Annotated in this window: 19 protein-coding genes; 5 read left to right on the top strand and 14 right to left on the bottom strand. The window is 61.1% G+C overall.

Features of this window, described 5'->3' with window-relative positions; translation table 11 throughout:
* The 3 genes from JFN91_RS09795 to JFN91_RS09785 form a co-directional block, all read right to left on the bottom strand.
* A complete protein-coding gene (locus JFN91_RS09795; protein ID WP_199389028.1) occupies positions 1–1,989 on the bottom strand; it encodes a heterodisulfide reductase-related iron-sulfur binding cluster in 1,989 nt (662 codons plus the stop codon).
* 105 nt (positions 1,990–2,094) lie between these two features.
* Positions 2,095–3,051, bottom strand: a complete 957-nt coding sequence (locus JFN91_RS09790) for a YbgA family protein (protein WP_199389027.1) — start codon at positions 3,049–3,051, stop codon at positions 2,095–2,097.
* Between the two features lie 84 nt (positions 3,052–3,135).
* Positions 3,136–3,309, bottom strand: a complete 174-nt coding sequence (locus tag JFN91_RS09785) for a hypothetical protein (protein WP_215907347.1) — start codon at positions 3,307–3,309, stop codon at positions 3,136–3,138.
* Positions 3,310–3,638: 329 nt separating this feature from the next.
* Here JFN91_RS09785 and JFN91_RS09780 point away from each other — a divergent pair, with 329 nt between their 5' ends.
* Positions 3,639–6,440, top strand: coding sequence for a PAS domain-containing sensor histidine kinase (locus JFN91_RS09780; protein ID WP_199389025.1), 2,802 nt, complete (start codon positions 3,639–3,641; stop codon positions 6,438–6,440).
* Positions 6,441–6,547: 107 nt separating this feature from the next.
* Here JFN91_RS09780 and fusA read toward each other — a convergent pair whose 3' ends face one another.
* Positions 6,548–8,617, bottom strand: coding sequence for an elongation factor G (gene fusA, locus JFN91_RS09775; protein ID WP_328746754.1), 2,070 nt, complete (start codon positions 8,615–8,617; stop codon positions 6,548–6,550).
* A 219-nt stretch (positions 8,618–8,836) separates the two neighbouring features.
* Between fusA and JFN91_RS09770 the strand changes: the two genes are divergently transcribed.
* Positions 8,837–9,277: a BON domain-containing protein gene (locus tag JFN91_RS09770; RefSeq protein WP_199389023.1), complete on the top strand. Its 441-nt coding sequence runs from the start codon at positions 8,837–8,839 to the stop codon at positions 9,275–9,277.
* An 87-nt stretch (positions 9,278–9,364) separates the two neighbouring features.
* On the opposite strand, the gene JFN91_RS09765 is transcribed toward JFN91_RS09770, so the two are convergent.
* Both JFN91_RS09765 and JFN91_RS09760 read right to left on the bottom strand, forming a co-directional pair.
* Complete coding sequence (locus JFN91_RS09765; RefSeq protein ID WP_199389022.1) at positions 9,365–9,538, bottom strand: hypothetical protein; 174 nt, start codon at positions 9,536–9,538, stop codon at positions 9,365–9,367.
* A 14-nt stretch (positions 9,539–9,552) separates the two neighbouring features.
* Positions 9,553–9,912, bottom strand: coding sequence for a VanZ family protein (locus JFN91_RS09760; protein WP_199389021.1), 360 nt, complete (start codon positions 9,910–9,912; stop codon positions 9,553–9,555).
* A 234-nt stretch (positions 9,913–10,146) separates the two neighbouring features.
* On the opposite strand from JFN91_RS09760, the gene JFN91_RS09755 reads away from it, so the two are divergent.
* Positions 10,147–10,569, top strand: a complete 423-nt coding sequence (locus tag JFN91_RS09755; RefSeq protein ID WP_199389020.1) for a pyridoxamine 5'-phosphate oxidase family protein — start codon at positions 10,147–10,149, stop codon at positions 10,567–10,569.
* A 71-nt stretch (positions 10,570–10,640) separates the two neighbouring features.
* Here the strand turns inward: JFN91_RS09755 and JFN91_RS09750 are convergent, their stop codons facing one another.
* The 8 genes from JFN91_RS09750 to JFN91_RS09715 all read right to left on the bottom strand — a co-directional run bounded on the left by JFN91_RS09750 (position 10,641) and on the right by JFN91_RS09715 (position 15,400).
* Positions 10,641–11,267, bottom strand: coding sequence for a hypothetical protein (locus JFN91_RS09750; protein ID WP_199389019.1), 627 nt, complete (start codon positions 11,265–11,267; stop codon positions 10,641–10,643).
* A 55-nt stretch (positions 11,268–11,322) separates the two neighbouring features.
* A complete protein-coding gene (locus tag JFN91_RS09745; protein ID WP_199389018.1) occupies positions 11,323–11,781 on the bottom strand; it encodes a hypothetical protein in 459 nt (152 codons plus the stop codon).
* A gap of 195 nt (positions 11,782–11,976) precedes the next feature.
* A complete protein-coding gene (locus JFN91_RS09740; protein WP_199389017.1) occupies positions 11,977–12,267 on the bottom strand; it encodes a putative quinol monooxygenase in 291 nt (96 codons plus the stop codon).
* Between the two features lie 49 nt (positions 12,268–12,316).
* The gene (locus JFN91_RS09735) at positions 12,317–12,934 is read right to left on the bottom strand and encodes a hypothetical protein (protein WP_199389016.1); all 618 of its coding nucleotides are present in this window, start codon (positions 12,932–12,934) and stop codon (positions 12,317–12,319) included.
* A 409-nt stretch (positions 12,935–13,343) separates the two neighbouring features.
* Positions 13,344–13,823, bottom strand: coding sequence for a type II toxin-antitoxin system MqsA family antitoxin (locus JFN91_RS09730; RefSeq protein ID WP_199389015.1), 480 nt, complete (start codon positions 13,821–13,823; stop codon positions 13,344–13,346).
* Positions 13,820–14,104 (bottom strand): DUF4258 domain-containing protein, encoded by a 285-nt coding sequence (locus JFN91_RS09725; RefSeq protein WP_199389014.1) that lies wholly within the window; start codon positions 14,102–14,104, stop codon positions 13,820–13,822. Before JFN91_RS09725 ends, JFN91_RS09730 begins: the two co-directional genes overlap by 4 nt.
* A 184-nt stretch (positions 14,105–14,288) precedes the next feature.
* Positions 14,289–14,876 (bottom strand): hypothetical protein, encoded by a 588-nt coding sequence (locus JFN91_RS09720; RefSeq protein ID WP_199389013.1) that lies wholly within the window; start codon positions 14,874–14,876, stop codon positions 14,289–14,291.
* Positions 14,877–15,049: 173 nt separating this feature from the next.
* Positions 15,050–15,400, bottom strand: a complete 351-nt coding sequence (locus JFN91_RS09715; protein ID WP_236015073.1) for a hypothetical protein — start codon at positions 15,398–15,400, stop codon at positions 15,050–15,052.
* A 141-nt stretch (positions 15,401–15,541) separates the two neighbouring features.
* Between JFN91_RS09715 and JFN91_RS09710 the strand changes: the two genes are divergently transcribed.
* Positions 15,542–16,885: an integron integrase gene (locus JFN91_RS09710; protein ID WP_199389012.1), complete on the top strand. Its 1,344-nt coding sequence runs from the start codon at positions 15,542–15,544 to the stop codon at positions 16,883–16,885.
* A 32-nt stretch (positions 16,886–16,917) separates the two neighbouring features.
* Entirely contained in the window at positions 16,918–20,106 is a 3,189-nt protein-coding gene (gene mobF / locus JFN91_RS09705; RefSeq protein ID WP_199389011.1) for a MobF family relaxase, read from the top strand.
* Positions 20,107–20,284: the final 178 nt, after the last annotated feature.

Here is a 20,284-nt window from a genome sequence, read left to right as displayed (position 1 = left end):
TCAAGCCGGGAGCCGCGCCGCCACCAGCTCGGCCAGGTCGCGCGCCGTCATGCTCCCATCCAGGCCGCCGGTCTTGATGCCATCCTCGAACATGGTCAGGCAGAACGGACAGTTGGAGACCAGCATCGGGGCGCGGGTCTCGCCGGCCATCTGCACCCGGGCGGCGCTGATGCGAGTCCCCACCCTCTCCTCGGCGAGGATGCGCCCCCCTCCCCCGCCGCAGCAGAAGCTCTCCATGCGGTTTCTGTCCATCTCGGCGATGTTGCCCCCCAGGCGCTGCAGGATCTCGCGCGGCGGCTCGAAGATGTCGGCGTAGCGGCCGATGTAGCAGGAGTCGTGATAGGTGCAGTCGAAGCTCTCGCCGGCAGCGAGCTGCAGCCGCCCCTGCTCAACGAGTTCCGCCAGGAACGTCGTGTAGTGACGCACCGGGACCTCCAGCCCGAGCTCGCGGTAGTCGCGGACCAGGGCGTTGAAGCAGTGCGGACAGGTGGTCACGATCTCCTTCACGCCGTACCCCTTGATGCGCTCGATGTTCTCCTGGGCCATGGTCTGGTACAGGTACTCGTTGCCCAGCTTGCGCGGCGGTTCCCCGCAGCACTTCTCCTCCTTGCCCAGGATGCCGAGCCGGATCCCCGCCGCAGAGCAGATCTTCGCGAAGGCCTTGGCCACCTCCTTGTTCCTGCGGTCGAAGGAGGCGTAGCACCCGACGAAATACATCACGTCGAAAGGCTCGCCGCTCTCCAGGGTGACCACGTCCAGCCCCTCGGCCCACGCGCCCCGCTCGGCCCAGGCGAGGCCGAAGGGGTTGCCGTTCACCTCGTAGTTGCCCATGGCGGTGCGCACCTCGTCCCCGGGGAAGGTCCCCTCCATGAGGGCCAGGTTCCGGCGCATCTCCAGGATCTTGTTGACGTGCTCGATGTCCACCGGACAGATCTCCTGGCAGGCACGGCAGGTGGTGCAGTCCCAGAGCACCTCCTCGGTGACGTAGCGGCAGAGATCGCCCTGCGGGTCGTTGAGCGCCATCTCCCCCACCTGCTGCACCACCCGCATCGGGGATAGCGGCTTTTCGGTGTTCCAGGCGGGGCAGCGGTCCTGGCAGCGCTTGCAGAGCGTGCAGGCGTCGGCGTCGTAGATGTCCTTCCAGGCGAGATCGATGGCCTTGGCTGCACCGTACTGCTCCGCGCTCTCGTCTTCCAGGTTGATGGTGTCGATGGCCCCCTTGGGGCGCAGGTCCGTGAACAGGTAGTTGGCCGGGTCGGTGAACAGGTGCCGCAGCTTGGTCCAGGGGATGGCGACGATGAAGGCCATGGCAAGGAAGAAGTGCAGCCACCAGAGCGCCTTGTGGGTAGCGGAGATGGCGGCAAGGTCCATGCCCGCGAACAGCGGGGTGAGCAGCAGCCCGCCGGGGGAGAGCCGTGCCAGTTCCGGGTTCTGGTGCACCTCGGTGGCGGCCATCCGGAGCGCCTCCACCACGAAACCGGTGACGAGGATGGTAAAGAGAAGCGCGTGGGCGAGGTAATCGTCCCTTTTGGTCGGGAGCGCCGGCGGCCTGACCAGGAAGCGGCGCACGAAGAGCCCGCCCAGCATGAGGATGGCGATGATGCCGGCCAGGTCGAGGACGAGGGAATAGCCCTTGTAGAAGGTTCCCTTCAGAAAGGTCCACCCGGCGAGCGGTGCGGTAAAGTCTGCCTGCAGCATGATGAGCAGCGTGCCGATGAAGAGCAGCAGAAATCCCCAGAAGAAGAAGGCATGCAGCGTCCCCGGCACCTGCACCCGAAGTACCTTGGCCTGGGTAAGGGCGCCTCGCACCATGAGCTGCAGGCGTAAGGGGAGCCGGTCCAGCCGGTCCAGGGGCTTCCCCTGCCGGTACAGGGGGAGGCGCGACCAGAAGCCCCAGGCGCACCCGCCCAGGGCGAGGAAGGCGAACAGGTACATGACCCAGATCAGGGCGTGGTTGACGTTCCAGTAGATCTCGCGTGTCGCTTCCATACGGCACCTCTTCAGTTGCGGAATTGGCAAACTATAGCCGAAGAGGGCGCTCCGGGATAGAGAAAATCTAATGGGCTGGTTTGCGGATGATCAGCCGGAGAGCGGCTAGACGTGGTTGCGCAGCATGAGTTCCGCCGGGTGGGGGGCCAGGTAGACCTGCTGCTGCAGGTACTCCTGCCGGTACTTGACGACGTAATGCTTGAGCAGGGTGAGCGGCACCACCAGCGGCACCAGCCCGTCGTGATACTGCTCGATGAGCTGCAAGAGCTCCTGCTTCTCCTCGGCTGTGAGGTGCTTCTTGAAGTAGCCCATGACGTGCATCAGCACATTGGTCTGCTTCTTCACCGTCGCGTGCAGAGCCAAGGCCCCCATGTAGAGTTCCTGGTAGCGCTCCAGCAACTCGGTCAGAGGGAGTTCCTTCCCCCTGGCCACCAGTGCCCCCAGGTCGCGGTAGAGCTGGGTGCTGTGCGACATGATCAGCAGCTTCTGGCAGGTGTGAAACTGCACCAGCTTGCCCAGGTCCGGGCTCTGGGCGAGGAAATCCTTCCAGCGCCGAAAGGCGAAGACACGCTCGATGAAGTTTTCCCGCAACACCGGATCATTCAGCCTCCCCTCCTCCTCCACGGGAAGTTGCGGGAAGCGCCGCACCACCGCCGCAGCGAAGAGGCCGCTGCCGCTGGCCGGCGGGAGCCCCTCCCGGTACACCTTGACCCGGAACAGCCCCGAGGAAGGGGAGCCCTTCTTGAAGACGAAGCCGCACAGGTCCTCGTGCGCCAACTGCTCAACCTTCTTGCGGCAGAACTCCAGCATCTGTTCGGTCTTGTCGATGCGGGTCCGGTGGGTCATGAGCCGCGGCTCTCCCGGGTCACCTTCCAGGCGCATCGCCTCGCGCGGCGTGGTCATGCCGCACTCCACCTCGGGACAGACCGGCACGAAACTGAAAAACCGCCCCAGGACCGAGGTGAGGTAGGGGTCGTGCTTGTGGCCGCCGTCATAGCGTACCTTCTCCCCCAAGAGACAGGAACTGACGCCTATTTTTATGGGTGCCGCGAATCCGGACATTGAAGAACCTCCCGTGTGCTCCTCGATGGGGCGGGAGACATTGTGGCAGAAAAACAGCCCCTGCGCCAGCGGGAAGGACTGTCTTTAAAAGAGTGGCGCCTCCTGGCAGAAGAGCCCTTCGCCGATGCAGAGCCGGACCTGGCGGGGAGGCAGCGGCATCCTCAGGTCGTGCCTGGGGACGAGGTTGGCATTACGGTCCAGCAGAGACTGCTGTTTGGGATGGCGATTTCCCCTGCGGTCGGGGGACGATTTGAGCATCAAAAACACGGATTGCTCCTTTTTAGACAGGATAGGCAGACCCACATGTGTATGCAATAATCCAACCAATGCCATAACATTCCGATTTGCCGTCAATGTCACTGGCATAGGGGTGCAACATAAAGGACAACGGCTCAAAAAACCGTCGCCGCGCGCCGGGCCTTTGACAAGCAGCACTGTCACGGCCCTTCAAAGCAACCGACATTTCTACTACCATTCGTCGCATTGATACACGAACCCACAATTGAACATTCAACATGATCTGATATAAACGTATTTTGTTGTGCTTCTCCACCCTGACCGGCAAAACCACACGCGGAGACACGCCGATGTTCGAATCGCTGGAGCAATGCCACGCCCTGTTCGACGAACTCCCCTTGGGCATGTTCATCCAGAGCCCGGACGGCACGCCGCTGCATGTCAATGCCGCGGCTCTCGAGATCTTCGGGATGGAGCGCGACCTGTTCCTGCGCCACAACAGCGCCTCCCCCCAGTGGCAACTCTGTACCGTCCAGGGGGCCCCTCTGCCGCCCGACCAGCATCCCGCCATGTCCGCCTTCCAGGGGAACCCCGCCCGCGAGGTCAACCTTGCCATCCACAACCGCCGCAGAGGGCGCCTGGTGCCGGTCTGCATGGACGCCATGCCGCTCACCTCGAAGGACGCAACCTCCCCCTCCCACGTCTGCGTGGTCTTCAGAGAAATCGCCGAGACCGAAAGGGCGCTGCACGAGAGCGAATCCCGCTATCGCGCCATGGTACAGACCCAGGCCGAGTTCGTGGTCCGCTACCGGCGCGGCGGCACGCTCACCTTCGTCAACGACACCTACTGCCGCTACCTCCAAAAGGAGCGGGAGGAACTGCTGGGTCATAATTTTTACCCCTTCTTTTTCCTGCAGGACCGCGAAGCCCTGATCCGCTGCGTCGAGAGCATGACCGAGGCAACCCAGAGCCAGTCGCTGGAGGTCCGGGCATGGCTCCCCGATGGGCGCCTGGTCTGGCAAAAGTGGAACAACACCGTAATCATGGACGAGGTCGGGCAGGTGGTGGAATTCCAGGCCAGCGGGATGGACATCACCCGAAGCAAGCAGGCCGAGGAAAGCCTCAAGAAGAGCGAAGAGCGCTATCGCTCCCTGTTCGACAACATGCTGAACGGCTTCGCCTACTGCAGAATGATCCTCGACTCCGCGCTCCCCCTCGATTTCGTGTTCCTGGAGGTGAACCACAGCTTCGAACGGCTCACCGGTCTGCACGCGGCGGGGGGGAGACGGATGAGCGAGGTACTGCCGGGGCTGTGGGATTCGGACCCCGAGCTGCTGGCCGCCTTCCGGCGCGTGGCCCTGAGCGGGAAACCGGAGCAGATGGAGTGTTACGTCAACGCCATCAGCGAGTGGCTCTCGATCTCGGTCTACAGCCCGGAGCCGGGATGCTTCGTCCTCGTCTTCGAGGTGATCACCAAGAGAAAGCGCACCGAGGAGTGCCTCGCCTTCCTGGCCCAGTCCCACACCTCGCCCACGCCCGACGAGCAGTTCTTCCATCGCCTGGCCCGCTATCTGGCCGGCACCCTGGAGATGGATTTCATCTGCATCGACCGGCTGGAGGAAGGAAACCTCTGGGCCCGCACGCTGGCGGTCTACTACAACGGCAACTTCGAGGAGAACGTCCGCTACACCCTCAAGGAGACCCCGTGCGGGGAGGTGGTGGGGCACAACATCTGCTGCTACCGCGAGGGAGTGCGCCAGCTGTTCCCCAACGACCAGGTGCTGCAGGACCTTAAGGCCGAGAGCTACCTGGGCGTTGTGCTGTGGGGTTCCACCGGGGTCCCCATCGGGCTGATCGCGACCATCGGCCGCAAGCCGCTGGCGAACCGAGAGCTGGCGGAAGAGATCCTGCAAATGGTGAGCGGCCGCGCCGCAGCGGAACTGGAGCGCCGCATCCACGAGGAGGAGCGCCTGAGACTGGAGCAGCAGCTGCTGCATGCCCAGAAGTTGGAGAGCCTCGGCATCCTGGCCGGCGGCATCGCCCACGACTTCAACAACATCCTGACCGGGATTCTCGGCAACTCGAGCCTGGGGCTGATGCGCATCGACCCCGCCTCGCCTGCGGTGGAGAACCTGCAGAACATAGAGAAGGGCGCCATCAGGGCGGCGGACCTGGCCCGGCAGATGCTCGCCTACTCCGGCAAGGGGATGTTCGTGGTGGAGCCGGTCGCCCTGAACGCCCTGCTGACCGAGATGATCCACCTGTTGGAGGTCTCCATATCCAAGAAGTCCCGGCTGGTGCTGGAGTTGCCCCAGGAGCTTCCGCCGGTGCAGGCGGATTCTACCCAGTTGCGCCAGATCGTGATGAACCTGGTGATCAACGCCTCTGAGGCGATCGGCGACCGGGGAGGAACCATCACCATCCGCAGTGGCATCCGTCATTTCGATGAGCAGTACCTGAAGGGGGCCTGGTCCGAAAAGGAAATCAAGGCGGGGGAATACCTGTTCCTGCAGGTGGAGGACGACGGCTGCGGCATGGACGAAACCACACTCTCCCGCATCTTCGATCCCTTCTTCACTACCAAGTTCACCGGCCGGGGGCTGGGGATGTCCGCGGTGCTCGGCATCATCAGGGGACACCGGGGCGCCATCAAGGTCGACAGCAGGCCAGGCCACGGGACCACCTTCACCGTCATACTGCCTGCCAGCGACCTGCCGCTCCCGGATGAGGCAGCGGAGCAGCAACCGGCGCCGGAGGAAGCGTGGCAGGGGAGTGGGACGGTGCTGCTGGTGGACGACGAGGAATTCATCTGCAGCGTGGGGGCCTCCATGCTGGAGCAGTTGGGCTACCAGGTGGTGACGGCACTCAGCGGGGCAAAGGCGGTGGAACTGTACCGCGACCGGGGCGACGTGCGCTTCGTGGTCCTCGACCTGACCATGCCGCATATGGATGGGGAGCAAACCTACCAGGAGTTGAGGAAGATCGACGCAGAGGTGAAGGTGATCATTTCCAGCGGCTACAGCGAGCAGGAGGTGACCCGGAAGCTCTCCGGAGCGGGCTACCTCGCCTTTATCCAGAAGCCCTACACCATGCAGGCGCTCACCGAGGTGATGAAGCACTGCGACACACGGCGCAGGGGCCCCAGGTGCTGACAGAGGGGCACAGAGGCAGCAAAAGGGTCCCGCCTCCCCTCGCGGAAGGGGGGTAGGGGGTGGGGGGCAGAGGGGGACAGGCACCTGCGGAGCCAGTCCCCTTCTCGCTAGGTGAGCCCGAAGCGCTCCTGCACCTCCGCAGGAGCCTCTTCAAAGCCCTGGAACTCCATGGTGTAGCTGCCGCGCCCCTTGGTCGCGCTGCGCAGCTCGGTCATGTAGCCGAACATCTCCGCCAGGGGAACGGTCGCCTTGACCAGCTCCAGTTCTCCGCGCCGGTCCAGCCCCTCCACCCGGCCCCGTTTCTGCTGCAGTCCCCCGAGCACCTTCCCCAGGTGCTCCGTAGGCGTCTCCAACTCCAGTTTCATGATCGGCTCCAGCAGCATGGGAGCGCCCTCGCGCGCCGCCAGCACCACGCCGCGCAGGGCCGCCCCGCGCAGGGCAAGTTCCGACGGTGCCGGCGCACCCGGCTCTACCGGAACCTCCAGCACCCCCACCTCGAGATCGGTCAGGGCGTACCCGGTGAGGCTCCCGCCGCTGCACGCATCCAGCAGGCTCTCCTGCACCACGGCCAGCAGTTCGGCCGTGATCGGCGGGGTCGGCTTCGGGAGCACCGTTTTGATGCCGCTGCCACGGGAGAGCGGGGCCAGGCGCAGTAACAGCTCGGCAGGTTCCGGGCGCTTGTCCGCCAGGGCCTGGAAAACCTCGCGCCGGGTTACCTCGCGCCGGAGCGTCTCGCGATACACCACCCGCGGCCGCCCAGTCTTCACCTGCACGCCATACTCGCGCCGCAGCCGGTCGATGACGATCTCCAGGTGCAACTCACCCATACCGGTCAGGATGGTCTGCCCGGTCTCCTTGTCCTCGTGCACCCGGAAGGTCGGGTCCTCCCACTGGAAAAATTCCAGCGTCCCCAAAAGATGCGCCCGGTCCTCACCCCCCTTTGCCTCAACGGCCAGCGAGACCACCGGCTCGGGCACGCTCACCCCTTCCAAGAGCAGTGGGTGCGCTGGGTCGCAGAGGGTATCGCCGGTCAGGGTCGCCTGGCAACCGGTCACGGCCACGATGTCGCCCGCCACCGCCTCGGCAACCTCCTCCCTTCTGTGCGCGTGCATCCGGAACAGGTGCCTGACGCGCTCATTGCCGCCGCGGCTCGCGTTCAAGAGGGTGGCCCCCGTCTTCACCCTGCCTGAGTAAATGCGCAGGTAGGTAAGCCGCCTCCCCTCCTCCGCCATCACCTTGAAGGCCACTGCGCGCAGGGGCTGGTCCGGGTCGCAACTGAAACTCTCCGCCTCCCCGCTGCCCGGGCGCCTCCCCACCATGACCGGGAGGTCCAGGGGGGACGGCAGGTAGAGGCAGACCGCGTCGAGGACCGGCTGCACCCCCTTGTTGCGCAGCGCTGACCCCAGCAGCACCGGGAAGATCTGGCAGGAAAGCGTTCCCTTGCGCAGGGCCCGGTGCAGATCTGCCGCCGCCACCTTGCGCCCCTCGAGAAAATCCGCCATCACCTGGTCGTCGAAGTCTGCAACCACCTCCGTCAGCTCAAGGCGTGCCTGCTGTACCGCTTCCTCGTATTCGGCGGGCACCGGTGCGCGCAGCACCGTCCTCCCCAGGTCCTGCTCCGAGAAGGTAAGCACCTCTTCACCGACAAGATCGATCACCCCCGAAAAGGCGGTCTCCGTTCCCAGTGGCAGCTGCAGCAGGGCGGCCCGCGCCCCCAGGCGTTCCTCCATGTGTGCCAGCACGTGGCCGTGGTCCGCCCCCATCCGGTCCATCTTGTTGATCAGACAGACCCTGGGCACCCGGTAGCGATCCGCCTGGCGCCAGACCAGCTCGCTCTGGGGCTGCACCCCCTCGACGGCACTGAAGATGGCCACCGCTCCGTCCAGAACCCGGACGCTACGCTCTACCTCGATGGTGAAATCGATGTGCCCCGGAGTGTCGATCATGTTGATCCGGTTGTCACCCCAGCGGCAGGAGGTTGCGCTGGCCGTAATGGTGATGCCGCGTTCCTGTTCCTGCGGCATCCAATCCATGACCGCCTGGCCGTCGTGCACCTCGCCCATCTTGTGCGTCTCTCCGCTGTAGAAGAGGATACGCTCAGTGACCGTGGTCTTCCCTGCATCGATATGGGAAATGATGCCTATGTTTCTGATGTGGGAAACGTCAGGGGCAGAAATTGTCGTTCTCCTTTTGGGGGCGATCGTGGAACAGTGGCCGGAAAAGTTCAATGATATCCAACCTCCTGCAGAAGTCAAAAGGGAATGCCAGGTAGTGACGACATTGTTTCTGATGCTTTGTGTGTACTGAGTATTGACATCCCGCCCCCTTTGCATTAATTTTTACTAATTCACTATCTCGAGTTGCCTGAATACCACCTCAAGGAGGAAGCTACCACGATGAAAACGATCAATCTGCTGCTTGCCGCCACACTGTCTGCCGCCGTCGCCTTAGGCGCACCGCCCCTGCTGCAGGCGGCCCAGGATAAGGCAGAAACCACCAAGGCCGACAACACGAAGAAAAACAAGGAAGAGAACAAGGGCGCCACTGCCGACCAGCAGAAGGAGAACAAGACCGACCGGGAGATCACCCGGGAGATCCGGCGCGCAGTGGTAAAAGACAAGTCCCTGTCCATCACCGCTCACAACGTGAAGATCATCACCAAGGACGGGCACGTCATTCTGAAAGGGCCGGTGAAGAGCGAAGACGAGAAGAAGACGGTTGAAAAGGCCGCGATCGGCGTGGTCGGCAAGGTCAAGGTGAGCAACGAACTGGAAGTGGCTCCACCTAAGGAGAAGAAAGAGAAGAAGGAGAAGAAGGACCAGAAAGAGCAGAAGTAACAGCGCCAAAGGCGCTTACCTCAAGATGATGACTAAGGCCGGGCTGCGCAGGCAGCCTGGCCTTTATCGTTGCCGGATCGATGACACCTAGCGGTTGCGGCGTTCCTGCTTGCGGGCCAGGAGTAGCTCCCACTGCCGCTGGACCTCCTCTGGCGCGTAGCGCTTGAAGAAGCGGGGGAAAAATCTGGCGATGAGCCTGTCTTCCCAGGTGAAGGTGGCTACCCAGCGCTCCGCGCGATCTGTGTCGCGTTCCTCTTTCATGCTCCACCCCGACATTACCAACGCCCGGTCAGTTGCACCTGGCGGGCGGAAGCCTTCACCCACAGCTTTCCGTTGATGAGCTCACCGGCAACCATGCCGGTCGCCGCCCCGAGACCGTCGGCAAGTAGATCATACCAACTGAAGTGGGTTCCGGTAAACTCGTCCGCCACTTCGATAGCGAAACCGGGAATCATGGCGAGCCCCGTGGCAGCCACCATACGCCTGGGCCGCTCCAGGTCTGTGGCGTGATACAGGATGGTGTCCGAGGCGAGGCCGAGGACGGCGCCGCCGCCGAAATGGGAGATCTTGTCCTTGTCGAGGGCGTGAGCCGGCAGGGCAAACAGTAATGCAAGGAGAGCGATGGCTGTTTTCATTGCTGTAACCTCCTGTACCCCTGTGCTGCAGTCGATTGCACCATGTGCCTACAGGAAAGCCGCTACAGGCCACCATTTTACCCAATTGCCGCTTTCTGACTACCCCCGGAAAGATTTTTATTGGCAAAGGCTAATTGTTTACAAAACCCATACTCTTGCAGCAATCGGGTTTGTTGTATAATATCCGTTGTCGTAGCGACCAGCGACACCACCGGGCAGTGAAGGAGCGACTATATGAACAAGCAGGAGATCCTCAATTTTCTGAATTCCAATCCCATATTTCACATGGCGACAGCCGACGGCGACACGCCGCACGTGCGCGGCATGCTCTTATACAGGGCCGACGAGAACGGCATCGTCTTCAATACCGGCAAGATCAAGGATCTTTACCACCAACTGAGCAAGAACCCGAAGGTCGAGCTCTGTTTCAGCAACGGCATCTTCGAAAACCTGATCCAGGTCAGGATTGCCGGCACCGTGGAAGCGTTGGAAGATCTGGACCTGAAAAAGGAGATCGTGGCCAAGCGCGACTTTCTGAAGCCATGGATCGACAGGGTCGGTTACGAGCAACTGGCCGTGTACGTGCTGAAGAAGGGAACGGCCACCGTCTGGACCATGTCCACAAACACCGACCCCAAAGAATATATACAGCTTTAGCACCCATACGTTGACCTCAAAAAAGGCGTCCTCCCGCACCAGGAGGACGCCTTTTTAGTATCGGTTCATCCCTACTTCGGGGTGAAGGTCACCGGCGGCGACCACGGCCCCGCCCCGGCGCGGTTATGCCCCCTGACCCGGAAGCCGTGTTCCCGCTCGACAGTCAGTCCGTTCAGGATCATCGGGTCTCCGACGGTAAAGATGTGTGGACGCCAGTTCCGTTCCGAGGAAAGATCCCCTTCCGCGACTTGAAGCTCCCATAACAACACCCCCGGAATAGGATTGACCGTGACAGCAGTGCTGCCAAGAACAGGCCCTTGGTAAATGGCAAGCCCCTGCGGAATTACCGGGGGCAGTTCTCCTCTACGCGGTTGGTTCGGCGTGAACCCGGTGTAGAGTAGCACATTCGGATCATTTACCGCAGCCAACTTGTAGAAAGCTGCCACCGTGTCTAGGTGCTTCACTGCTTCGCCTTCAACTGCCTTCCGTTCCTTAATTTTGATCGAATCGTGTGTCGACGCAGCTTCATGGGTGTATTTGAGCTTTTCTCTTACGGTGAGCAATGTGGCCGCACTACTCACCCCCTGAGGCACCCCGTTTTTAAAAGCAGCGTTGTTTTCCATGGCCGCAGCGACTGAACCCAACTCATTGATTAGGCCAAGCGCGGTCATTTTTCGGTACGCAGAGCTAATTGACATGCTACCCCCTCAATGTATTGGTGATTTTTAACACAACAGGCTGTAGTATAGGATATTACCTGAGGTTGGCAAGAAGAAATCTGCAATCGTAGCCTCCCTTCGCGATTAGCGGGAGACCCTTCCCGGACGGCGGCGGCCCCTTCCCGAACTGCGGGAGACCCTTCCCGAACTGCGGGAGACCCTTCCCGAACTGCGGGAGACCCTTCCCGAACCGCGGGAGACCCTTCCCGAACCGCGGGAGACCCTTCCCGAACCGCGGGAGACCCTTCCCGAACCGCGGGAGCCCCTTCCCGAACCGCGGGAGCCCCCTCCCGAACCGCGGGAGACCCCTCCCGAACCGCGGGAGACCCCTCCCGAACCGCGGGAGCCCCCTCCCGAACAGCGGGAGCCCCCTCCCGAACCGCGGGAGCCCCCTCCCGAACAGCGGGAGCCCCCTCCCGAACAGCGGGAGCCCCCTCCCGAACAGCGGGAGACCCCTCCGGAACGACAGGAGCCACTGGCGATTGTCCGACAACGCTCACTAGTTGTCACAATGGAGGATTTGTCACGAACAAGCCACCACAGATGATTCTATGGCGCTTACGGACCCTGCCGTGCCGGGGGCGCAATAATAAAAGGCGTCTCCGTGAGGGAAGACGCCTTTTCAGTTGCTAAGACCTGCCTTGGTACCAAACATCCGACGGGCCATGCTCCGCACGCCCCCCCTCAGTTACCCTACTTCGGTCATACGGTGCACCGTCTTGTCAGTGATCATGTCGCTAACTGCGGCAACGTAAGCCTTGAAATGTTCCGTTTCCATATGCTGCTCGAAAACGGCCTGGTCTTTCCAGTTCTCGAAGAAGACGAAGACTGCAGGATCGGCGTTGTCCTGGTGCAGGCGGTACTCGATGCACCCTTCTTCCTGGCGGGTCGGGGCGAGCATCTTGATGACTTCCGTTTTTACCGCCTCGATGCAGTCACTTTTTGCTGTTAGTTTTGCCACAATGGTTACTTTTGACATGTTGTCCCCTTTGTTCTGGATGTTGATCCCGCGCAGCGTGCGGGGGTGGTCATAGCTTGGCGCGCTCGATGATCTCCTCCAAGGTCAGCCCGCGGTTGGCCCATAGGGGGAGTTGATCGATGGCGTCGAAAAAGGCGATCTCGTCGGCGAATGCCTGTTGCCAGGGGGTGCCATCGGCGACGAACGTACCGCACGGCACGAAGGTCACATAGCCGGGATAGGACTCATCCACATAATCGGGATCAGGCTCGCCCGGCAGCGGGGGCGGCGCAAGCTCCCCTTCCTTGATGGTCAGGGGAAAGAGCCAGCATGCGGTCGGCTTGAAGGTCCACTTATGGACGCCCAGTTGCACCGCAAGCCCCTGGAGCAGGCACATGTGGTCACTGGTGGCGAAGACACACTTGGTGTGGTTGAAGTGAGACGGGAAGGCATCGGTGGTAAAGGTAAAAGGCCTGGTCGCGGTCTTTAGCCCTGAAGTGCCGTCGGGCCATGAGCCTGCCACGATGTAGTCCGCGGGGAGGCCGTCGAACTGCTCCGGGTATCGGCCCACCACGGCCCGGATCATCTCGTCTTCGCCCGGCAGCAGATAGACGCCGTCATAGCAGCAAAGCCCCTGGCATCCAGCCGGGTCACATCCCTTGACCAACATCGTCACATCATTGTCCATAGCTGCTCGTGCACCGTAAGGAGATGGCTTTGTTGTTTTATCTCCCACCCTTGAGCATGCCCGAAGGAGGGGACTGGCTCCGCCAGGTGCCTGTCCCCTTGGTGTTTGGAGACGGTGGCTGAGCAGGGAGGAGCGTTCCGCTAGAGGGACAGGCACCTAACGGAACCGGTCCCCTCTGCTCCGCCCCATTCTTTAAAGAAAAAAGGGCTATGCGTTGAACATAGCCCTTCTTTTTGTTGTCGGTTTACCGTGGTGCCCGGAGCCGGGGCCACATCAGGGCTCTATATATTCAATATGATTACTTTATAATTTAGAAAGAAGCAAAAGCACACCCAAACGTATACTTAAAAACAGTCGTTAGCAGGCAGGGTTCGTCCCCTGGCCCTTCTTAACCTTATACCTTATTTGATCAGGCCGCCAGTTTCCACTCTCTGCCTTGATCCATTTCCACAAACAACCGAAGAAGGGTTGCTTCTTTCCTGGCTGCGTCTTCGCGATGGTAGTCCACAATCTTTTTCCCACGCGCGATAATTTCACGGAAAAGCAATTCATTCGATTTGCTCATCTCGACCCGCCCATGTTCCCACTTGCTGACCTGGGTCTTGTCGATCTGCAGATTCCTGGCGAGGTCGGAGCTAGACCAGCCAAGGGACTTACGGAGGAACACGATCTCCGCCGGCAAAAGCCGCTCTTCCTTCTTCACAAGGAACTTCGCTATGCAATCATGCAACCCCTCAATGTTCCGGATCTTGGGCATGGCAACGCCACACTCGGGGCACTTGCGGACAGTGATCCCGTTCAGCGTTATGTTATCAAGACCACATTCGCGATAATGGTAGTTCTCAACGGATTCGGTAAGTTCGGCGCGGTCGCAAATAGGGCATCTCATCTCTTTTCTCTCCACGCAGTCACGATCATCAGTTCGTCTTCGTCAATGAAAGTGACGACAACCGCCATTCTCGGCGTCTCAACTCTGTACCGCCAACTCCCGTTCTCGTACTCGCCTTCCCTCACTTTCCCGCCGCGAAGGATATTGATGCAGTCGCTGGTGTCCATCTCCCGTTCTTCCATGCGCTCTATGGCATGAGGACGGGAGTAGGTAACATCTCCATTTTTCAGGATATAGTTGATTAGCTTTCTAGCTTCGCCCGGTTTCAGCGGCTCAACCATAATATACACCCTTTGCAGTAGAGTTCAACACTAAAGTTGGCTTCAGCCCAACTGTTGGCAAAACCGGAGTCCTATGAAGTTCGATATTTGCCCTTGCATTCGGCTAACGGCTCGGCACATGACCCGCCCGCCCAGCTTCTTCGGGCGGTCGGCGTCCATGTGTCTTGTTGGGGATGTTCTTAAACTACCAGAATCTCCACCACGGTTTCTGACTGGTCTCCGTGTTTGATATCTTCTCAACTTTCTTTGGCCGATAAATGGTGCAGGGGGCCTCTTCAAGTTCGTCCCAGATAAAACCAAACCCTTCAGCAACAGTCACAATATCCCACTCTTCTACATCCTCATCCCCTAAATCACTTCCGAATTTTCCAGGTGGTTCATTAGGTAAAGGATTACCTGCATTTAAATTGACCCGAGGAACGCACGACCACCAACTTCGCTTTACCGAGCCGTTCTCGACATAGTCAAAAGCAAGGGTGCCAGAGGTGTCTTCAACAGTCCAGTGGAAGAGCCTCCCTCCTGTAGATAATTCCTTAAGGTGTTCCTGAAATTCTGCTTCGTTATCTCTTCCGAAAAGTACCTCACCTTGCATAAACAACATATTCTTGAAGTTACAGACTGCGACAGTCCCGGTATCCAAGAGCATTGCGGGATTATATGTCCCCTCAAAAGCAACCTCTGTTTCTTGATTTGTCAGCCGTCCGATAATGCCTGATGTGTCGATGTCCTTCGGGAAATCCATCATAATTAAAGCACTGTAGTGAGATCCCATCCAATTCCTCCTTTGCGACCAACATTTGTTATTGAGCGGTTAGAGAAGTTACCTATACAGGAAGCTGGTTACCTATAAAGGAAACTTGCTACCTATACAGGTAGCCAATCTTGGTTACCTATATAAGAAACAACAGTATTAGAACGAGTGCCGAAGGCTCCTCATTGGAGTTGCTAATCCTTCAGCACCCTCGCCTCCAGCTCCGTACCCTGAATGGAACTGAACGGCACACGCCACACCTTCTCCACGGGGTCCCACCTCGCCCCTGCAGCCTTCAGCTTTTCGCGCAAAGCCCTTTCCGTGTAGGCGACCTGCAAGGCGACAACGGCCGTATCGCCGTGCCGGGGTGGCACCGGCCAGGCCTTTTCCTCCAGAACGAGTTCGACCGTCTTAAGACGTACGCCGCGAACCCTGTCGTAACGGTAACGCACACAAAGCAGTGCCTGGCCGTACTTGGCGACCAGCCGCTTGGTCCCCTTTTGCCCCGGTTTCAGGTGGGCCTGCGTCTTCATGTCCCTCAACATAGGCACCTCCGGCCTGAAGGCCCCATGGCGCTGCAGCAGGTTAGCATGCGCCGTTAGCCGCTATCAATGTATTTTTTTTCTTAAGGCCTTGAAAGATTACCGCAGAGCCATAATCTGTGAAGGGCTCAAACGGAGGCGCATATGATACAGTTGCCAGAGCAGCTCGTCCAGCGGTATGCAGTCGTCCTCGAGAAGCACGGGATACCGGACGAGGAACGCCCCTACTTCATCATGTGGCTCCGCTATTATCTCGATTTCTGTGATAAATACGCCGTCGAGGGCCCCGAGCCTCTGAGGCTCGGGCGCTTCCTGGCTAAGCTCGGCGAGAAAAGGCAGCCACAGAAACGCAGGGATCAGGCCGCCCATGCCGTTTCCCTTTATGCCAGGATATTCCTGGCACCCGACGAAGCCGCCCCACCGTCGAGCATGCCACAGCAGACTTCCGAACGAAAGCCCTGCCCCCCCGTTTATCCCGGCCGCGTCTCCCAGTTCTGTGAGGCGGGGTACCAGGTTTCCTCGCAATCGCCGGAATGGGACGACGTCCTGTCAAAACTAGCCGGCGAGATCAAGGTGCGCCACTATTCACGAAAGACCCTGAAGGCTTATGCCACCTGGACACGTCACTTCCAACGCTTCGTGAAAAATAAGCCCCCGGGGGAGTTGACAACGGAGGACGTGAAGGAATACCTCACCCACCTTGCCGTGACGTGCCACGTTGCGGCGTCCACCCAGAACCAGGCCTTCAACTCCCTTTTGTTTCTCTACCGTCATGCCCTGAAACGGGAGTTCGGCGAGTTGCGCGGCGTCCCCCGAGCCAAGAAGTCCCTTTATGTGCCGACGGTGCTTTCCAGGGCCGAGATCGACGCCATCCTTGATGAGCTCCCGCCACCTTACCGGCTCGTGGTGGGTCTTTTGTTCGGCTGCGGCCTTAGACTTTTCGAGGGGCTGCAGCTCAGGATCGGCGACTTCAACTTCGACGCGGGGCTTCTCACCGTGCACGGCAAAGGCAAGAAGGATCGAACCGTCCCGCTGCCGCAGACCCTGCTGCCCGCGCTCAGGGCACAGATCGAAACGGTGGCGAGACAGCATGAAGCGGATCTGGCTGCCGGGTACCACGGGGTTTTTCTGGACGACGCGCTGGAACGGAAGTTCCCGAAGGCTGCCAGGGAGTTCCGCCACCAGTGGTTCTTCCCGCAGCCGTCCCTCACCCTGGTCTCCGGTTCAAGTGAGTACCGCCGCTATCACATCCACGAGAGCCAGCTCCAGGAAGCCTTGTACCACGCGGTGTGCAGCGCCAGGATCAACAAGCGTGTCACCGCGCACACCTTCCGTCACTCCTTCGCCACCCATCTGCTGCAGGCAAACTATGACATCCGTGTCATCCAGAAGCTTCTGGGGCATGCAAGCCTAAGGACAACGATGATCTATACACATTGTGTACCGGTGAGAACGGTCAAGGAGCCGCGTAGCCCACTCGACCTGTAACCGCAGCGGGAAATGGCGACGGGGGGCACTCTATGATGACTTTATCAAGAAAGATGACAGCCGGGCACGCGGGAGGTTACTTCTCCAGGGAGGACTACTACCTGGGGGGAGCCGATGAGCCAGGAAGCAGCCTGTGGTGCGGCAAGGGGGCCGAGGCGCTGGGACTCACCGGTCCGGTCGGATCGGAAGAATTCCGTGCCCTGTGCAGGGGTGAGGCGCCGGACGGTGGACAGCTGGTTGCGGCGGGGCATGGTCGCGACCCGAAGACAGCGGAGGTCATGGAGGTACGGCGGGCAGGGAACGACGCCACCTTCTCCGCTCCCAAGTCGGTTTCCATCGCCTACGTCGCCGGGGTCGAGGGGATGAAGGAAGCCCACGACGCGGCGGTGCTTTCCGTGCTCGATCACATGGAGCGACACTACTGCCACTACCGGCACGCGAAGAGCGCCCATCCAGGGGAGATGGTGGCGGCCAAATTCGACCACGCCACCTCGCGCAGCATAGACCCGCAACTGCACTCGCACGTCTTCTTGGTGAACGCGGTTAAGACTCCGGACGGGAGCTTCAGGGCCAACACGACCAACCTGGTGTTCGAGGACCAGAAACTCCTCGGGCGCCTGTACCGGCAGGCGCTCTCCCACGAACTCACCCAGCGCGGGTTCCAGGTGACGGTGATGGACCGCTCGGAGATGTACATCGAGTTGAAAGGCATGGATCCCGCGCTCGTCGACCACTTCTCCAACAGGCGCAAGCAAATCGACCATCAGGTGGAGAAGTGGCAGGCTGAAGGGCTTTTTACCGGAGTGCCCCATGCCCGGCTTTACGAGATGGCGGCGCTGGAGACCAGGGACTCGAAACGCACCCTCACGAAGGACGAGCTGACCCGTTACTTCGAGAGGGGCTTCGAGGCCTGCGGCGCCTCGATGGACGGGGTCCGGCTCGGCATGGAGCGGGAGCACGGACTCGCCGTGCTGCACGAGCCAACCGCTCCCAACAGGGTGGTGGAGCTGGCGGTCAGGGACCTGACCGACCGGGAGGCGGTGATCGACCGGGCCCGGCTTCTGGACCAGGCGGTGCGCATCTCGGGGGGGGAGCATTCGCTTCCCGAGTTGAATGCCGGCATCGACGGCGGGACGGAGGGCGTATTCAAGGTCGGCAATGACCCGTTCGGCAGGGAGTTCTGCAGCACGAAAGAGATGCTGGAGCTCGAGGCCCGAAACCTGGAGCGGATCAGGGCCCTCCCCTCCTTTGAGAGCACCGCCTCCCCCACGAGCGTCAACTGGCTCCTGGAGCGGGCGGCAGAAGACGAGGGCCGGACGTATACGGCCGGGCAGAAAGCCGAGGTATTCAACGAGTTGACCGGGAAGCGCGGGATCACCTATACCCTGGGCGATCCTGGGGCCGCGAAGACTACGACCTTGCAGTTGGTGGAGCGCTTCAACGACCAGGTGCTGCGCCCCTACGGGGAGGAGCACCTCTCCATCAACCTCGCCTACACCGGCAAGGCTGCCCGGGAACTCGCCCTTGCCACCGGCAGACCCGCCTGCACCATCCACAGCTTCGAAAACGCCAACCCGGCTTCCAAATTTGACCTACAGAGGCAAAACGGGGAGCCGCCCATGGTAGTGGTAAGGGGTGAAAAAATTTTCATCCCCACGGAGCCTGGGACCCAGGTGGTGATTCGCGTGGACGAGGCGGGCTTTTTGGGAGCGAGGCAGACCGAGCGGCTTCTCGACGTGGTGGAGAAGCTGCAACAAAGCGGTGCCCGGGTGAAGCTGCACCTTCTGGGTGACTCTAAGCAGATGCAGGGTGTCCAGGCGGGGAACCTGCTCGTACCGCTCAGGGAGCTCGGGGAGAGAGGCGAGATCGACTACGCGCACCTGACCGACATCTTGCGGCAGCGGGACCCGGGGCTTTTGGAGATCGCGCGCGGGCTGAACCGCGAGGACCGCCTCTTAGCCGTGAACGCGCAGGAGGCGCTCAGGGGGCTGGCAAAGAGGCGCGAGATGGTGGAGATCGCCGACCCGCAGGAGCTACGCAAGGCGGTGGTGGAGCATTACCTGGCAGAGAGCCGCAAGCCCTCCCATCTACCCGAGCGCGAGGAAGCCGGGCAACCGCAGCAGGTGCTCCTTCTGACCGTGACCAACGCGGCGCGCAGGGAACTGAACCGGGAGATCCGGCAGGCACGTGTCGCGTCGGGCGAGATCCTGGAGGGAAAACCGTTCGCGGTGCTGGTCCCGGTGCGCCAGGGGGTGACGGTGGAAGGGTTCCAGGTCGGGGACACGGTGCAGTTTACCGGGACGAGACGCACGGACGGCCAGATGGAGCGCTGGGGGACGCGGCTCAATACCGAGGCGCAGGTGACCGGGCTCGACCGGGAGCGGAACATGGTCCAGGTGACCTACTCCTTCCACACCAGGAAGCGGGACGGGCGGGAACTGTCACGCACGGTTACCAAGGAATTCTCCGCCGCAGAAATGGCGGGTAAGACCAGGCTGTACCGGGAGGAGGAGCGGAACTTCTCCGTGGGGGACCGCGTCGTGCTCCTGAAAAACGACACCAAGCTGGATCTGCAAAACGGTGCCATGGGGGTGGTCAGGGAGTTGGACTCAAAGGGACGCGCGGTGGTCGACCTCGGAGACCGCAAGGCAGCGATCGACCTCACCCGTTACCGGCACCTGGATCACGGCTACGCGGTCACGGTGCACAAGAGCCAGGGGAGCACGGTGGAGCACTCGATCCTGTACGCCCCGGTTCCCCCTCCGAAGCAGACCCTCACGCCACGGTTCGATGTTCCGGCGTCGGAAGTGGAGTACGGCAGGGCAAGCTTCAACGCCCTCAACGTCTCCTTGACCCGCGCCCAGTTCGGCACCCGTGTCTTCACCAACTGGGTCGAGGGACTTTCCCGCTCGGTGGAGATGGTGGACGAGAAGACCACCACCTTGAACAGGGGGAGCTACAGCGACAAGATCGCGGCAAAGGAGGGTCCGCTTCACGCATCGGTTCGGCAGTTCGCGGAGAAGGTCACGGAGATGGAGCGGGCGGTGCGCGGACCCGAGGCGGCCGTCACTCAAAGGAAGGCGGAGAAGGATCTCGCAGCCATGTCGCGGCCTCTCAACATCCCGCTGCCGGGTCGGGAGATCGCACCGGTCCAGAAGGGTCCGGGACGCGAGCTCGAGCTCAAGGGTCCCAAGGGGTTCGGACGCGGGTTCGGGGAATGATTTTTCGTGCCTCGCAAAGCCGGTTTCGCATGTCGTTGGTGCCGGTGGTAAACTGCACGGCGGGCCTCGCTCCGCTTGGCTGACGTTTTCTTTCACACCTCATGCAGCCCCCTCACGGGGGCTAAAATGTCAGACATCGGCAAGCCTTGTCTTTCCAGGTAGTTTCACGGTACCGCGT

Origin of the sequence: Geomonas anaerohicana, from assembly GCF_016458305.1 — a bacterium.
In the GTDB taxonomy this organism is placed as follows: Bacteria; Desulfobacterota; Desulfuromonadia; order Geobacterales; family Geobacteraceae; genus Geomonas; species Geomonas anaerohicana.
The sequence above is the reverse complement of the archived record's forward strand: the minus strand, read 5'-3'. Positions and strand labels throughout refer to the sequence as shown.

Coding starts and splice junctions, on each gene's coding strand:
- JFN91_RS09740 (WP_199389017.1), bottom strand. CDS start 12,267: ATGTCAAAAGTAACCATTGTGGCAAAACTAACAGCAAAAAGTGACTGC.
- JFN91_RS09710 (WP_199389012.1), top strand. CDS start 15,542: ATGATACAGTTGCCAGAGCAGCTCGTCCAGCGGTATGCAGTCGTCCTC.
- mobF (WP_199389011.1), top strand. CDS start 16,918: ATGATGACTTTATCAAGAAAGATGACAGCCGGGCACGCGGGAGGTTAC.
- JFN91_RS09790 (WP_199389027.1), bottom strand. CDS start 3,051: ATGTCCGGATTCGCGGCACCCATAAAAATAGGCGTCAGTTCCTGTCTC.
- JFN91_RS09725 (WP_199389014.1), bottom strand. CDS start 14,104: ATGGTTGAGCCGCTGAAACCGGGCGAAGCTAGAAAGCTAATCAACTAT.
- JFN91_RS09735 (WP_199389016.1), bottom strand. CDS start 12,934: ATGGACAATGATGTGACGATGTTGGTCAAGGGATGTGACCCGGCTGGA.
- JFN91_RS09755 (WP_199389020.1), top strand. CDS start 10,147: ATGAACAAGCAGGAGATCCTCAATTTTCTGAATTCCAATCCCATATTT.
- JFN91_RS09780 (WP_199389025.1), top strand. CDS start 3,639: ATGTTCGAATCGCTGGAGCAATGCCACGCCCTGTTCGACGAACTCCCC.
- JFN91_RS09785 (WP_215907347.1), bottom strand. CDS start 3,309: ATGCTCAAATCGTCCCCCGACCGCAGGGGAAATCGCCATCCCAAACAG.
- JFN91_RS09760 (WP_199389021.1), bottom strand. CDS start 9,912: ATGAAAACAGCCATCGCTCTCCTTGCATTACTGTTTGCCCTGCCGGCT.
- JFN91_RS09715 (WP_236015073.1), bottom strand. CDS start 15,400: ATGTTGAGGGACATGAAGACGCAGGCCCACCTGAAACCGGGGCAAAAG.
- JFN91_RS09750 (WP_199389019.1), bottom strand. CDS start 11,267: ATGTCAATTAGCTCTGCGTACCGAAAAATGACCGCGCTTGGCCTAATC.
- JFN91_RS09770 (WP_199389023.1), top strand. CDS start 8,837: ATGAAAACGATCAATCTGCTGCTTGCCGCCACACTGTCTGCCGCCGTC.
- JFN91_RS09720 (WP_199389013.1), bottom strand. CDS start 14,876: ATGGGATCTCACTACAGTGCTTTAATTATGATGGATTTCCCGAAGGAC.
- JFN91_RS09730 (WP_199389015.1), bottom strand. CDS start 13,823: ATGAGATGCCCTATTTGCGACCGCGCCGAACTTACCGAATCCGTTGAG.
- JFN91_RS09765 (WP_199389022.1), bottom strand. CDS start 9,538: ATGAAAGAGGAACGCGACACAGATCGCGCGGAGCGCTGGGTAGCCACC.
- JFN91_RS09795 (WP_199389028.1), bottom strand. CDS start 1,989: ATGGAAGCGACACGCGAGATCTACTGGAACGTCAACCACGCCCTGATC.